Origin of the sequence: Novosphingobium sp. MMS21-SN21R (genome assembly GCF_031846015.1) — a bacterium.
Classification (GTDB): domain Bacteria; phylum Pseudomonadota; class Alphaproteobacteria; order Sphingomonadales; family Sphingomonadaceae; genus Novosphingobium.
In genome coordinates this window covers 276,001-289,408 of record NZ_JAVRDU010000001.1, presented here as the reverse complement: position 1 = coordinate 289,408, position 13,408 = coordinate 276,001, and the positions used below count along the sequence as shown (strand labels likewise).

Genomic DNA, 13,408 nt, shown 5'->3' with positions numbered 1-13,408 from the left:
AAAGGCGCGCGCAAACACCTTTTCCCACGCTTTGCCACCTGTGCAAAACAGGGCGGATTCGCTTGGGTTTTTGCACCTTAGTGCCTATGTGCAAACCATGGCCAGTACGAACGAAAACATCCCCAACGCCAATGCTTACGGCGCCGATTCCATCAAGGTGCTGAAAGGTCTCGACGCGGTGCGCAAGCGCCCCGGCATGTACATCGGTGATACCGACGACGGATCGGGCCTGCACCACATGGTGTTCGAGGTTTCGGACAACGCCATCGACGAAGCGCTGGCCGGGCACTGCGACCTCGTGCTGATCGAACTGAACCCGGATGGCTCGGTTTCGGTCGAGGACAACGGGCGCGGCATCCCCACCGGCATCCACGCCGAGGAAGGCGTTTCGGCCGCCGAAGTGATCATGACCCAGCTTCACGCGGGCGGGAAGTTCGAGAACACGTCTGACGACAATGCCTACAAGGTTTCGGGCGGTCTGCACGGCGTCGGCGTCTCGGTGGTCAACGCGCTGTCCGAATGGCTTGAGCTGACGATCTGGCGCGACGGCGAAGAGCACTGGATGAAGTTTGCACACGGCGATGCCGTATCGCCGCTGATCGTGCGTGGCCCTGCGCCGGACAACGGCAAGGGCGGCGTCAAGAAGGGCACCCGCGTGACCTTCGTTGCCAGCACCGACACGTTCAAGAACGTGCTCGAATTCGATTTCGACAAGCTCGAACATCGCTACCGCGAACTCGCGTTCCTCAATTCGGGCGTGCGCATCCTGCTGCGCGACAAGCGTCACGAGGAAGTGAAGGAACACGATCTCTATTACGAAGGCGGGATCGGCGCATTCGTGAAATATCTTGATCGCAACAAGGCCGCGCTGATGCCGGAACCTGTGGCGATCTCGGCGGAACGCGACGGCATCGGCATCGAAGTCGCGCTCGAATGGAACGACAGCTACTACGAAAACGTGTTGTGCTTCACCAACAACATCCCGCAGCGTGATGGCGGCACGCACCTTGCCGCATTCCGCGCGGCGCTGACCCGCACGCTCAACGGCTATGCCGAGCGCTCGGGCATGTTGAAGAAGGAAAAGGTTTCGCTGACCGGCGATGACATGCGCGAAGGCCTCACCGCCATCGTCTCGGTCAAGCTGCCTGACCCGAAGTTCTCGTCGCAGACCAAGGACAAGCTGGTCTCCTCCGAAGTGCGCCAGCCGCTCGAAAGCCTGATGGCCGACAAGATGGTCGAATGGCTGGAAGAAAATCCCGGCCACGCCAAATCGATCATCCAGAAGGTGATCGACGCTGCCGCCGCGCGCGAAGCCGCCAAGCGCGCCCGCGAACTTACCCGCCGCAAGGGTGCGATGGACATCGCCTCGCTGCCGGGCAAGCTCGCCGACTGCCAGGAGCGCGATCCTTCCAAGTGCGAACTGTTCCTGGTCGAGGGTGACTCCGCAGGTGGCAGCGCCAAGCAGGGGCGTGACCGCAAGACGCAGGCGATCCTGCCGCTCAAGGGCAAAATCCTCAACGTGGAACGCGCGCGGTTTGACCGGATCATCGGATCGAAGGAAGTCGGCACGCTGATCCAGGCGATGGGCACCGGCATCCGCGACGAGTTCAATCTCGACAAGCTGCGCTATCACAAGATCGTCATCATGACCGACGCCGACGTTGACGGCGCGCATATCCGCACGCTGCTGCTGACGTTCTTCCACCGCCAGATGCCCGACATCATCCGGAGCGGCCACTTGTTCATCGCCCAGCCGCCGCTTTACAAGGTCGCCAAGGGTCGCAGCGAGGTTTACCTCAAGGACAACGCCGCGCTTGACCGCTATCTGGTGGATGCAGGCCTTTCGGGCCGCGTGCTGGAAACTGCAGGCGGTGCACGCAGCGGGCCGGACCTGGAAAACCTCGTCGAGCATGCCCTGCGAATGCGCAACCTGATGGCCTTCGTGCCCCGCCGGTACAATCCAGCGATCATCGAAGCTCTTGCGCTCGCAGGCGCGCTTGAACCGGAAATGCCCACCGAGGTGCGCGCCGAAGCTTTGGCCCGCACCACTCGCTGGCTCGACCGCGGCGATACCGAAGCGCGCTGGTCGGTCGAACTGGCCGAAGAGGGCGGATACCACATCAAGCGTATCTGGCGCGGCGTCACCGATCATCACGTGATTGAAGCCGGTTTCCTTGTCAGCGCCGAAGCGCGCAAACTGGCCCGCCTCGCTGCCGAGAACGCCGATGTCTATCAGGGCGTTGCCCGGCTGGTGCGCGCTACCGCCGCTGCTGCCGAGCTGGAGCCCGAATCCGACGCGGTCGTCTCGGGCGATGACGCCGATGCTCCTGCCGCTGCACCGACCACGCAGGCCAAGGACGCGATCACGCGGCCTTCCGAACTGCTCGACACGGTGTTCGCGGGCGGGCGCAAGGGCCTGTCGATCCAGCGCTACAAGGGCCTTGGCGAGATGAACGCCGACCAGCTGTGGGAAACCACGCTCGACCCGAACGTGCGCACGCTGCTGCAGGTCAAGGTCGAGGATGCGGACGTGACCGACGAGATCTTCACCCGCCTGATGGGCGACGTGGTCGAACCGCGCCGCGAATTCATTCAGGACAACGCGCTGAACGTTGCGAATTTGGACGTTTGATCTTGGCTTTCACCGACGACATTCCGTGGGACCAGCCCGCGACCATGATCGACCTAGAAGGCCGCGCCCCGATCATCGGCACGGTCCGCGACTGCGCGCTGCATTACGGCCTCTACAAGCCCCACGCGCGCGACAATGCGCGGGTGCTGCTGACCAAGCCGATCCACCGCGAAGGCCGCGCGACGCGCACGTGGCTGCTCGACCCCTCGGAAATCGCGGAACTGGCGGATAGGCTGTCGCGCGAGACGAACTGATCGCGGCAAGTTGCCCTCGCCAACCCGAACCCGCTCGTCCTGAGCCTGTCGAAGGACGCTGGCACAGCGCTTGGGTCTTCACCCTTCGACAGGCTCAGGGCGAACGGGGAGGGTCAAGACTTCAACGCCGCCGCCCACTCAGCCACCTTGAACCCCACAAGCAACCCGCCGGGATACTCGACAATCGGGCGCTTGATCACCGAAGTGTTCTCGGCAAGCACCGCAGGCGCACCGTCTCCCGCCAGCGCCGCCTTCTGCGCATCATCCAGCTTGCGGTAGGTCGTGCCCGCGCGGTTCATCACCTTGTCCAAGCCGCCTCGCGCGATCCAGTCCGCAATTCGCACCGGATCAGCGCCCTGCTTCTTGTAATCGTGGAACGTGTAGGCAAGACCCTGCGCATCAAGCCATGTGCGGGCCTTCTTGACGGTGTCGCAATTGGGGATGCCGTGGAGGGTGATGGTCATAAATCCTGCCGGTTGAAATGGTGGATGCGCGAGGGCGTTCCCGCAAACAGCGTATAGCTCTCGTAATACCCGCTGCGCCCCTTGCCCTGTATTTCGACATGTTCGGCCACCCGCCGCCAAGCCAGCGCCGCCCCTTCGTCGGCCCATTCGGACAGGGCGATGACTTCGCCGTCATCGGCGGTGTAGCTTTTGAAGCTGAGGAAACCCGGTTGCCTGCGCGCCAAAGTGTCCATCGCCCCAGCGTCGGCTGCATAGGCGACGACGTCTATGTCGGCGCGTTTGCGGTTGCGGAAGACGACGAGGTACATGGGATGGCTTTAGCGCGCGTTCGGCTGCGCCGGAAGGTGGACTTTTCCGCCGCTTTGCGACATTGCGCTGGCCCATGAGCCTGAACAGTTTTGGTCACATGTTCCGTTTCACCACCTGGGGCGAAAGCCACGGGCCGGCGCTGGGCGCCGTGGTTGACGGTTGCCCTCCGGGACTTTCCATCTCCGAAGCGGATATCCAGCCGTTTCTCGACGCGCGCCGCCCCGGCCAGTCGCGCTTCACCACGCAGCGGCAGGAGCCGGATCAAGTCCGCATCCTTTCGGGCGTGTTCGAAGGGCGCACCACCGGCACGCCGATCAGCCTGATGATCGAAAACGTCGATCAGCGCTCCAAGGACTATGGCGATGTCGCCAAGGCCTATCGCCCCGGCCATGCCGACTACGCCTATGACGCGAAGTACGGCTTCCGCGACTATCGCGGCGGCGGGCGCTCGTCGGCGCGCGAGACGGCGGCGCGCGTAGCGGCAGGCGGCGTGGCGCGACTGGCGATCCCTGAGGTGACAATCCTCGCGTGGGTCAGCGCAATTGGCGGCGACGCGATCGACATGGCGAACTTCGACGCCGCCGAAATCGGCAACAACCCTTTCTTCTGCCCCGATGCCAAGGCCGCTGCGCGCTGGGAAGCGCTGGTGGATGACGCGCGCAAGTCCGGTTCGTCACTCGGCGCGGTGGTGGAATGCGCGGCAACCGGCGTTCCGGCAGGCTGGGGCGCGCCGCTCTATGCCAAGCTCGATGCCGAACTCGCTCATGCGATGATGGGCATCAACGCGGTCAAGGGCGTGGAAATCGGCGACGGGTTTGCCGCTGCGGCCAATACCGGCGAAGGCAATGCCGATCCGATGCGGCCGGGTGATGGCGCTCCGCAATTCACTGCCAATCATGCAGGCGGGATCGCGGGCGGCATTTCCACCGGGCAGCCGGTGACCGTGCGCGTGGCGTTCAAGCCGACGTCCTCCATACTTACGCCCATGCCAACGATCACCCGCGAAGGCGAGGCGACCGAGTTGCTGACCAGGGGCCGTCACGATCCTTGCGTCGGCATTCGCGGCGTACCCGTGGTCGAGGCGATGATGGCATTGGTGCTGGCCGACCAGAAGCTGCTGCACAGGGGACAGTGTGGTTGAGGTGACCGCGAAAGGTCGTTAGTCTCTCCTGCAACAATATTGCGGGAGCATTCTTTTGGCCAGGCGCCTGACCCTCTACATCCTGATCGGCATGATGCTCGGCATCGTCGTCGGCTACGCGCTCAACGTGTCCTATGCCAAGGGCGATGAGACGCTTGCGTTCACCGCCGACACACTGAAACTGCTGCCAGACGTGTTCCTGCGCCTGATCAAGATGATCGTCGCGCCGCTCGTGCTGGCCACCATTGTCACCGGCATCGCCAGCATGGGCGACAGTGCCGCGCTGGGCCGGATCGGCGGGCGTTCGCTGGCGTGGTTCGTGACGTTCAGCTTCGTGTCGATCACGCTCGGCCTGATCATGGTCAACCTGCTGAGGCCGGGCGTCGGGCTTGAACTGGTGCCCACCGGCGACCTCGGCGAACTTGCGACCGGCGATTTCACCTTCCGCCACTTCGTGCTCTCGGTGTTCCCTGCCAGCCCGATCGAGGCGATGGCCAAGAACGATATCCTGCAAGTGCTGGTGTTCTCGCTGTTCGCAGGCATCGCGCTTTCGGCCATCGGCGCAAAGGGCGCGCCGCTGGTGCGCGGGGCCGAGGCGCTGGCGGCAGTCATGCTCACCGTCACCGGCTATGTCATGCGCTTTGCCCCGTTCGCGGTGTTCGGCGCGATCTCCTCGGTCATCGCGCTGCGCGGGCTGGGCATCATCGTGACCTATGGCAAGCTGGTCGGGTCGTTCTACCTTGCCATGCTGATCCTGTGGGTAATCCTGCTGAGCGCGGGCGCGATCTTCCTGCGCGGGCGGATTTTCACGCTGATCCGCTATATCCGCGAACCGCTGCTGCTGGCCTATTCGACCGCCAGTTCCGAAGCCGCTCTGCCCAAGCTGTTCGAGCAGCTTGACCGCTTCGGCGTGCCGCGCCGCATCTCGGGCTTCGTCCTGCCGCTGGGCTACAGTTTCAATCTCGACGGATCGATGATCTACACCAGCTTCGCTGCGATCTTCATCGCGCAGGCTTATGGCATCGAATTGCCGGTAACCAGCCAGATCGTGATGCTGCTGACGCTGATGGTCACGTCCAAGGGCATCGCCGGGGTGCCGCGCGCGAGCCTGGTGGTGATCGCCGCCACGCTCAACCAGTTCGGCCTGCCGGTGGAAGGCATCGCGCTGGTGCTGGGCGTCGATCACTTCCTCGACATGGGCCGCAGCGCCACCAACGTGGTCGGCAATGCGGTGGCGACCTCGGTCGTGACCAAGTGGGAAGGCATGCTCCAACCGCCCCTCGATCCCGATGCCGAACCGCCGCACGCGCCTTCACACACTGCGGCGGACGGCCGCGCCGGGCTCAATCTCGACGAGGCGAATTTCGAGGCGTAAGGCCTATTTCGCCAGTTCCACCGGGGTAAACTCGCCCAGCCCGCACGATCCGCGATTGATCGGGCCGGGGCCGCTGCTGCTCGAAATGACGGTGATGATATCGACGTTGCACAGCCGGGTCAGCGAGGTTTCGTAAGCGAAAGCCTGCTCGAAGCCGAGGCCGTTGCAGCGGTGGGGCAGAGTGTTGCGATACCAGCGGTTGCCGTCGGTTCGGAAGTCGATCGTCCAGTCATCGCGCACGCGGCTTTCGCGGATCGACTGGAGCGGGATGCAGCTTTGGCTCTCGCCGAGGATGCGGGCGGCGGGAAGGTCCTTGCCGTGGCCATTGCTGGAAGGTTGGTCTCTGCTGCCCGCAGCGCAGCCAGACAGGACCGCCGTGGCCAGAATCAGGGTCATGCGTGTCATCGCTTGCTCTCCTTTGTCCCGTTTGCGCGCTTCTTCGGCACGGCAACCGATTTGGCCCCCTTCTCCACCACCTTGGACTTGTAAGCACAAAGGTCAACAACCGGGCAGAGCCAGCATTCTGGCGTGCGCGCCTTGCAGATGTAGCGTCCGTGCAGGATCAGCCAGTGATGCGCGCCAACGCGGAATGGCTGGGGCACCTTCTTCTCCAGGCCTTTCTCCACGCTGAGCGGCGTCTTGCCCTTGGCAAGGCCGGTGCGATTGCCGACACGGAAGATGTGCGTATCGACGGCGAACGTCTCCGCCCCGAACGCGCAGTTCATCACCACATTCGCGGTCTTGCGCCCCACGCCGGGCAGTTCGGTGAGTAGATCGCGGTCAGCCGGAACCTCGCCGCCATGTTTCGCCACGAGAATTCCGGCCATGGCGATCACGTTCTTCGCCTTGGCATTGAACAGGCCGATGGTCTTGATGTGCTGCTTGAGGCCGTCTTCGCCCAGATCGAGCATATCCTGCGGGGTCTTGACGCTTGCGAACAGCATCCGCGTCGCCTTGTTCACGCCAACATCGGTCGATTGCGCGGACAGCGTCACCGCGACGAGCAACTGGTAGACGTTGCCGTATTCCAACTCGGTTTCAGGCGACGGATTGGCCTCGGCCAGACGCCGGAAGAATTCGAAGACGTCCGCCCGGTTCATGTCAGAGGCCGAGGACTTCGGGCATCGTGTAGCGCCCCGGCTCCTTGTCGATGATCCACTCCGCCGCGCGTATCGCACCCTTGGCAAAGATGGCGCGGTTTTCGGCAAGGTGCGAGAAGGTCAGGCGCTCGTTGTCTGCAAGGAAATGGACCGAATGGTCGCCCGCCACACTGCCGCCGCGTAAAGACGCAAAGCCGATGGTCCCCGTCTTTCGCGCGCCGGTGATCCCGTCGCGTCCGCGCACGGCCTCATCGGCCAGATGTACGCCGCGCCCCTTGGCCACCCCTTCGCCGAGCAGCAGTGCAGTGCCCGATGGCGCGTCGACTTTCATGCGGTGATGCGTTTCGACGATCTCGATATCCCAGTCCTCACCCAGCCGCGATGCCGCTTCTTGCACCAGGTGCGCGAGCAGAGTGACGCCGAGCGAGGTATTACCGGTCTGCAGCACGGGGATGCTCACCGCGGCGGCATCGACCAGCCAGTGGTGCCGCTCCTCAAGGCCGGTCGTGCCGATCACAATCGGCACGCCTGCATGGATTGCCGCGTCGAGATTGAATTCGAGCGCACCGGGAGCGGAGAAATCGACCAGAACGTCGCTTTGCTTGGCCAGACCAAGCGGATCGCCGCCCTTGTCGATCCCGCCAGCGAAGTCGTGCCCTGCCCCCACGACAGCCGCCTGCAAGGCGTTGCCCATTCGTCCAGCGCTGCCGATAATTCCGATTCTTGCCATTGCTCACCCCATTCGTGGCGTGCTTCATGGTCGCGATGAAACGCCCACGCAATATCGTCATTCTCACCGGAGCCGGAATTTCCGCCGAATCCGGCATCGACACCTTCCGTGGCGGCGGCGGCCTGTGGGAGCAGCACCGGGTGGAAGACGTCGCCACGCCCGAAGCCTTCGCCCGCGACCCCGACCTCGTCCTGCGCTTCTACGACATGCGGCGCGAGGCGATCCAGACCAAGCAGCCCAACCCGGCCCACATCGCGCTGGCGCGGCTCGACCGCGAATGGCCCAAAAGCGAGGGCGGCGAAGTCCTGATCGTGACGCAAAATGTCGACGATCTTCACGAACGCGGCGGCGCATTGAACGTTCTGCACATGCACGGCGAGCATCTGAACGCCTGGTGCACCGCTTGCGACATGCGCCTCCGCTGGACCGACCCGCTGATTCACCGTCCGTCCTGCCCTTTGTGCGGCGAACCGGCCCTGCGCCCCGACATCGTCTGGTTCGGCGAGATCCCCTATCGCATGGACGAAATCCACGAAGCCCTGTCCGCCGCCGACCTGTTTGTCTCGATCGGAACATCGGGTGCGGTCTATCCGGCGGCAGGACTTGTCCGCACCGCGCGCGATCTGGGAATGCAGACGCTGGAGCTCAATCTGGAACGCAGCCAAGGCTCAGCGTGGTTTCACGAGACGCGGTTGGGTCCGGCGAGCGCAATCGTGCCCACATGGGTGGAGGAACTACTGCGCTGAGTTGCAGCCCCGGCATTCCGGGTCCTTGGCAATCCGCATGGTGCGCAAGGACGGTTTAAGTCCGTCGAGCACATGCAACTGGCCCCATTGCGGGTCGCCGAGCGTAGACACGCCCTCCAATAGCACGCGCATCGCCGCCATCGCGCCGAACGCGCCCACCATGCCGACCATCGCGCCCAGCACACCGAGATCGGCGCAGGAATCGCAGTCCTCGGCATCGAAGGCATCGCCGACGAAGCAGCGGTAGCAAGCTTGACCCTCACGGTGCCCGGCGAAGTTGGCGACCTGTCCCTGGAAGCGCCCGAGTGCGGCAGACGTAAGCGGAATTCCCGCCGCAACGCAGGCGTCGGACACGGCCAGCCGCGTGGCAAAGTTGTCGCACCCGTCGAGCACGACATCGGCCCCCGTAATCAACCGCGCGGCATTGGCACGGGTGATGCGGGTGATATGCGGAACAACATTCAAATGCGGATCGAATTGCCCCGCCCAGAGCGCCGCCGCTGTGGCCTTGGGCTGACCGATGTCGCCCTGATCGAAGATCGTCTGGCGCTGGAGGTTAGAGGCTTCGACCAGATCGTCGTCGATCAAGGTCAGCTTGCCCACCCCTGCGCCCGCTAGATACTGCAGTGCAGGGCTGCCGATGCCGCCCATGCCGACCAGCACGACATGGCTCGCTGCCAGCCGCGCCTGCCCTACCGCACCGACTTCTGGCAGGACGATGTGGCGGGCAAAGCGGTCGAGGCGGTCTGGGGTCATGGCCCGCATCTAGGCACAAAAAAGCCGGAATGCGAGCCTGACGCGCATCCCGGCCTGTCTGTGCATATCACCGGCAAAACCAGTGGATAGCCTGTTAGTCTTCCAACTGGCGCAGCAGCGTGCGCACGTCGCCGTCCATGTCGGCGTCGCGCGTGCGCAGTTCCTCGATCAGGCGCACGGCATGGATCACTGTGGAGTGATCGCGGCCGCCGAACTTGCGCCCGATTTCAGGGTAGGAGCGCGGCGTCAGCACCTTGGCGAGGTACATCGCCACTTGGCGTGGGCGCACAACCGCGCGGGCACGGCGCTTGGAGGCCATCTCTGTGCGGTCGACACGGTAGAACTGACAGACCGTGCGCTGGATCTCGTCGATGGTGATGCGGCGGCGGTTGGCCGAAAGAATGTCGGTCAGCTGTTCTTCGGCGAGTTGCAGCGACACTGGCTGGCCGGTCAGCTGGGCATATGCAATCAGCTTGTTGAGGCCGCCGACCAGTTCACGGACATTGCGGTTGATCGTGCGGGCAAGGAACTCGATCACGTCAGACGGCACTTGCGTACTACCAAAGCGGACGAGGCGGTGTTCGAGGATCTTGCGGCGCAATTCGATGTCGGCAGGCTGGATATCAGCGACGAGACCCATCGACAGGCGCGAGAGCAGACGCTGCTCGACACCGTCAAGAGCCTGTGGTGCGCGGTCGGCTGCGACGATCAGGCGCTTGCCCGCGCTCATCAGCGCGTCGATCGTGTGGAGGAACTCCTCCTGCGTGCTCGCCTTGCCGATGATGAACTGGATATCATCGACCAGCAGCATGTCGAAGCCGCGCAGGCGCGACTTGAACTCGATCATCTCGTTCGAGCGCATGGCCTGGACGAATTCGATCATGAAGCGCTCGGCCGAGCAGTAGAAGATCCGCGCGCCGGGCTTGTTGGCCGCAAAGGCGTGGCCGATGGCGTGCAGCAGATGTGTCTTGCCCTGCCCGGTTGAGCCCTTGAGATAGAGCGGCGAGAACTGCGGGGTTTCAATCGCCGCCATTCGCTGCGCGGCATTGACCGCCAGCACGTTGGCCGAGCCCGAGACGAATTCGGCAAAGGTCAGCGAAGGGTCGAGGCCCGAGAGCGCCGAATCGGCCATGACCGGCGAGGCCGACAGATGCGCCGATGACCGCGGCTGGACCACTGCTTCGGCACCGACGCGCAGTTCAGGCAAGGACCGGCGGCGCGGATGCACGGTGATGCGCACCTGCCGCACTTCGGAACGCGCGATCTTCCAGGCGAGGCTCAAACGGTCGGCAAAGCGGTCGGCCACCCAATTGGCGGAGAATTCGGTCGGCAGGAACAGATCGAGCGTGCCCGTATCCTTGCAGAACGCACCGAGCTGGATCGGCTTGATCCACTGGGCGTGAAGCTGCGGCCCAAGGTCCTTCTTCAGGCCCTGGCTGATGTCGGCCCAGTCTGCTGCCAGATCCAGCGCTTCCTGGTCCTCGATCATTGCGTTGTCCCGCCCTTTCCTGTTCGTCGCATTACGGTCGGTGGCGGGTTGTCCGGCGATATCCGCGCTTGCCCCCCGGCTAGCGGATCCACCAGCGAAATCTTCAATCTTCACGCGTGGCTGTCCCGACTACAAAAGCCATGCGCGAACCGATGCGGTCTGCGCAGGCACAAATTACCCCCGCCCGTCCACGCAGGTTGCGCAGCAGGCCCCGATCAAAAGGATTTCAGTGACACCGGATGACAGTGATTCCCGCCCCCGGTTCACACTGTCTATTGGCCGAGCGGCCATTAACGCAAGCGGGGCGACCGCAAAAAAACTGAAATAAATACCCTTGACTCGCCAAGGCCCGCAGGAATGCATCAAGACATTGTTTTATAAGGGTTTTAACTTATTCAAGATGCGAATCGCGTAGTTTCCGTGACTTGTTGCGACTGCACACTGTCACATTGAAACATTCATGCGCGCCCTGCGGATTATTATGCGTCACAAACAAAAACGGCCGGCGGAATGCCGCCGGCCATGTTCTGTTTTTGTGCGCAACTCGGGGCCGACGCGTCGGTTGGCGACGCCCCTACCGAATCGGTGTCAGCGAATCAGAGAGCGGCAACGCGCTTCGTGAGACGCGACATCTTGCGAGCCACGGTGTTCTTGTGGAGCACGCCACGGGCAACACCACGAGCCAGTTCAGGCTGGGCAGCCTTGAGGGCTTCAGCAGCAGCCGTCTTGTCGCCACCGTCGAGCGCCGATTCGACCTTCTTGACGAAGGTGCGGATGCGCGACAGGCGGTTGCCGTTGATTTCGGCGCGGCGGTCATTGCGGCGGATGCGCTTGCGGGCTTGCGGCGTGTTGGCCATGTGTCTCTTTTTCTCGTCCTCTGGCGGGCCGCAAGAAACGGGCCGCTGAATTCCATGATTTGATGGCTACGCACCACCGGAAAGCGGCGCCCTTAACCGGCAGGCATCGAATCGTCAACAGATTCGGCGCAATTCCACGCGAAGACCATCACGCGGCTTGGGGATCGGCCAGGCTTGCCACGAAGGTTCGCTGCCCGGCTGCATGGCGACCTCATAACGGGTGAGGATCTGGCTGACCAGCAGCTTGACCTGCATATAGGCAAAATGCAGCCCGAGGCACATGTGAGCGCCTCCGCCAAACGGCACCCAGGCATATTTATGACGCCCTGCCACGTTCTCCGGCGTGAAGCGCAATGGATCGAACCGTTGAGGGTCGGGCCAGTGCGCCGGATCGGCATGGACCGCAGCGGGGCTGATACCCACCGGCGTGCCGGCAGGAATGGCGTAGCCGCCGAAGCTGAAGTCACGAAGCGCGCGACGCGGCATGTTGGGCACAGGTGGCATGAACCGCAGCGCTTCCTTGAACGCCATCTCGGCCAGGTCCATCCGGCTGAGGTCGTCGTAAGCAACGGAAAGGCCCTCCCCCCCGGTCACTGCGCGCGCTTCGGCACGCAGGCGGTCTTGCCAGCCGGTGTTCTTCGCCAGTTGCCAGAACAGCACCGTGGCCGAACTGGTGATCGTATCGTGCGCAGCCATCATCAGAAAGATCATGTGATCGACCACGACGTCCTCAGGCAGGAGCGAGCCATCCTCGCGCTTAGCGAGCGCGAACTGGCTGAACATGTCCTGCCCTGGATCGGCGCGCCGCTCGCGAAGCAGTTTGCCGAAGTAATCGACCATCAGGCGGCGTCCGGCCACACCCTTGCCCATCTTGGTGAAAGGCAGCGGGCGGCGCACGACACCGACCGAGGCCTGAACCATATCGACAAAGGCCTTGTTGAGCGCGTCCGCCTCTGGACCCAGCGGCAGACCGAGGAAGCTTGCGGCGGCGGTGTCGAGCGTCAGCGCCTTGATCGCATCGTAGAAGCGCATCTGACCGCCCCACTGCTCGATAGCCGTGGCAATTCCGGTGTTGAGCACGCTGCAATAAGCACGCATCGGTTCGGGCTTGAACGCGATCGACAGCGCGCGGCGATCCACCCGGTGCGCTTCGAAATCCATCAGCATCAGCCCGCGCGGGAACAGCAGGTTGAGCATCGGTCCCCACCCCTGCTCGTTCGAGAACAGCTTGTCCCGATCGAACAGCACCAGTTCGTTGGCATCGGCGCCCATCAAGTTGACCCCGCGCCGTCCGAAGCTGCGCGTGCGGTAGACCGGACCATACGTCTCGGTCATGCGATCCTGAAAGCCGAGTGGGTCCGACAGTTGCATCAGCGTGGTGCCGAGCACCGGCCAGCCGTCCTCACCCGGAATATGATCAAGCTTGTGATCGCCGCCCAGCCGCACCCAGTGCGGATTGGCGCTGTCACGGTGCAGATCTGCTCGGTTCAGATCGGCGCGAAGGTCCGGCGCGAGGCTGGCCATTGTCTCTCCTGTAGCGTGTTAATCGCACAAT

14 protein-coding genes are annotated in these 13,408 nt (G+C 63.5%); 5 read left to right on the top strand and 9 right to left on the bottom strand.

Annotated features, from left to right (window positions below; translation table 11 throughout):
• Positions 1–97: 97 nt before the first annotated feature.
• Positions 98–2,632, top strand: a complete 2,535-nt coding sequence (gene gyrB / locus RM192_RS01410; protein WP_311505744.1) for a DNA topoisomerase (ATP-hydrolyzing) subunit B — start codon at positions 98–100, stop codon at positions 2,630–2,632.
• A 44-nt stretch (positions 2,633–2,676) separates the two neighbouring features.
• Positions 2,677–2,886 (top strand): hypothetical protein, encoded by a 210-nt coding sequence (locus tag RM192_RS01405; RefSeq protein WP_311508542.1) that lies wholly within the window; start codon positions 2,677–2,679, stop codon positions 2,884–2,886.
• A 113-nt stretch (positions 2,887–2,999) separates the two neighbouring features.
• Here the strand turns inward: RM192_RS01405 and RM192_RS01400 are convergent, their stop codons facing one another.
• The gene (locus RM192_RS01400) at positions 3,000–3,350 is read right to left on the bottom strand and encodes an arsenate reductase (RefSeq protein ID WP_311505743.1); all 351 of its coding nucleotides are present in this window, start codon (positions 3,348–3,350) and stop codon (positions 3,000–3,002) included.
• Entirely contained in the window at positions 3,347–3,658 is a 312-nt protein-coding gene (locus tag RM192_RS01395) for an antibiotic biosynthesis monooxygenase (protein ID WP_311505742.1), read from the bottom strand. The genes RM192_RS01400 and RM192_RS01395 overlap by 4 nt, the downstream gene beginning before the upstream one ends.
• A 74-nt stretch (positions 3,659–3,732) precedes the next feature.
• Here RM192_RS01395 and aroC point away from each other — a divergent pair, with 74 nt between their 5' ends.
• Together aroC and RM192_RS01385 are read left to right on the top strand one after the other, a co-directional pair.
• Positions 3,733–4,800, top strand: coding sequence for a chorismate synthase (gene aroC / locus RM192_RS01390; RefSeq protein WP_311505741.1), 1,068 nt, complete (start codon positions 3,733–3,735; stop codon positions 4,798–4,800).
• Between the two features lie 55 nt (positions 4,801–4,855).
• Positions 4,856–6,175, top strand: a complete 1,320-nt coding sequence (locus RM192_RS01385) for a dicarboxylate/amino acid:cation symporter (RefSeq protein ID WP_311505740.1) — start codon at positions 4,856–4,858, stop codon at positions 6,173–6,175.
• A 3-nt stretch (positions 6,176–6,178) separates the two neighbouring features.
• Here the strand turns inward: RM192_RS01385 and RM192_RS01380 are convergent, their stop codons facing one another.
• Genes RM192_RS01380 through dapB form a run of 3 tightly spaced genes read right to left on the bottom strand, consistent with a single transcriptional unit; the run spans position 6,179 to position 8,005 of the window.
• The gene (locus RM192_RS01380; RefSeq protein WP_311505738.1) at positions 6,179–6,580 is read right to left on the bottom strand and encodes a hypothetical protein; all 402 of its coding nucleotides are present in this window, start codon (positions 6,578–6,580) and stop codon (positions 6,179–6,181) included.
• A complete protein-coding gene (nth, locus tag RM192_RS01375) occupies positions 6,577–7,275 on the bottom strand; it encodes an endonuclease III (RefSeq protein ID WP_311505737.1) in 699 nt (232 codons plus the stop codon). The genes RM192_RS01380 and nth overlap by 4 nt, the downstream gene beginning before the upstream one ends.
• Position 7,276: 1 nt before the next feature.
• Positions 7,277–8,005, bottom strand: coding sequence for a 4-hydroxy-tetrahydrodipicolinate reductase (gene dapB, locus RM192_RS01370; protein ID WP_311505736.1), 729 nt, complete (start codon positions 8,003–8,005; stop codon positions 7,277–7,279).
• A 35-nt stretch (positions 8,006–8,040) separates the two neighbouring features.
• On the opposite strand from dapB, the gene RM192_RS01365 reads away from it, so the two are divergent.
• A complete protein-coding gene (locus tag RM192_RS01365; RefSeq protein ID WP_311505735.1) occupies positions 8,041–8,751 on the top strand; it encodes an NAD-dependent deacylase in 711 nt (236 codons plus the stop codon).
• Here RM192_RS01365 and RM192_RS01360 read toward each other — a convergent pair.
• The 4 genes from RM192_RS01360 to RM192_RS01345 all read right to left on the bottom strand — a co-directional run bounded on the left by RM192_RS01360 (position 8,740) and on the right by RM192_RS01345 (position 13,377).
• Positions 8,740–9,507, bottom strand: a complete 768-nt coding sequence (locus tag RM192_RS01360) for a HesA/MoeB/ThiF family protein (RefSeq protein WP_311505734.1) — start codon at positions 9,505–9,507, stop codon at positions 8,740–8,742. The genes RM192_RS01365 and RM192_RS01360 overlap by 12 nt on opposite strands.
• Positions 9,508–9,601: 94 nt before the next feature.
• Positions 9,602–10,996: a chromosomal replication initiator protein DnaA gene (dnaA, locus tag RM192_RS01355; protein WP_311505733.1), complete on the bottom strand. Its 1,395-nt coding sequence runs from the start codon at positions 10,994–10,996 to the stop codon at positions 9,602–9,604.
• A 596-nt stretch (positions 10,997–11,592) separates the two neighbouring features.
• Positions 11,593–11,853: a 30S ribosomal protein S20 gene (rpsT, locus tag RM192_RS01350; protein WP_311505731.1), complete on the bottom strand. Its 261-nt coding sequence runs from the start codon at positions 11,851–11,853 to the stop codon at positions 11,593–11,595.
• Positions 11,854–11,967: 114 nt separating this feature from the next.
• Positions 11,968–13,377, bottom strand: coding sequence for a cytochrome P450 (locus RM192_RS01345; protein ID WP_311505730.1), 1,410 nt, complete (start codon positions 13,375–13,377; stop codon positions 11,968–11,970).
• Between the last annotated feature and the right edge of the window lie 31 nt (positions 13,378–13,408).

What these genes read in the sequence shown, in the direction of transcription:
- gyrB (WP_311505744.1), top strand. Translation starts at nt 98, where the DNA reads ATGGCCAGTACGAACGAAAACATCCCCAACGCCAATGCTTACGGCGCC.
- RM192_RS01405 (WP_311508542.1), top strand. Translation starts at nt 2,677, where the DNA reads ATGATCGACCTAGAAGGCCGCGCCCCGATCATCGGCACGGTCCGCGAC.
- RM192_RS01400 (WP_311505743.1), bottom strand. Translation starts at nt 3,350, where the DNA reads ATGACCATCACCCTCCACGGCATCCCCAATTGCGACACCGTCAAGAAG.
- RM192_RS01395 (WP_311505742.1), bottom strand. Translation starts at nt 3,658, where the DNA reads ATGTACCTCGTCGTCTTCCGCAACCGCAAACGCGCCGACATAGACGTC.
- aroC (WP_311505741.1), top strand. Translation starts at nt 3,733, where the DNA reads ATGAGCCTGAACAGTTTTGGTCACATGTTCCGTTTCACCACCTGGGGC.
- RM192_RS01380 (WP_311505738.1), bottom strand. Translation starts at nt 6,580, where the DNA reads ATGACACGCATGACCCTGATTCTGGCCACGGCGGTCCTGTCTGGCTGC.
- nth (WP_311505737.1), bottom strand. Translation starts at nt 7,275, where the DNA reads ATGAACCGGGCGGACGTCTTCGAATTCTTCCGGCGTCTGGCCGAGGCC.
- dapB (WP_311505736.1), bottom strand. Translation starts at nt 8,005, where the DNA reads ATGGCAAGAATCGGAATTATCGGCAGCGCTGGACGAATGGGCAACGCC.
- RM192_RS01365 (WP_311505735.1), top strand. Translation starts at nt 8,041, where the DNA reads ATGAAACGCCCACGCAATATCGTCATTCTCACCGGAGCCGGAATTTCC.
- RM192_RS01360 (WP_311505734.1), bottom strand. Translation starts at nt 9,507, where the DNA reads ATGACCCCAGACCGCCTCGACCGCTTTGCCCGCCACATCGTCCTGCCA.
- dnaA (WP_311505733.1), bottom strand. Translation starts at nt 10,996, where the DNA reads ATGATCGAGGACCAGGAAGCGCTGGATCTGGCAGCAGACTGGGCCGAC.
- rpsT (WP_311505731.1), bottom strand. Translation starts at nt 11,853, where the DNA reads ATGGCCAACACGCCGCAAGCCCGCAAGCGCATCCGCCGCAATGACCGC.
- RM192_RS01345 (WP_311505730.1), bottom strand. Translation starts at nt 13,377, where the DNA reads ATGGCCAGCCTCGCGCCGGACCTTCGCGCCGATCTGAACCGAGCAGAT.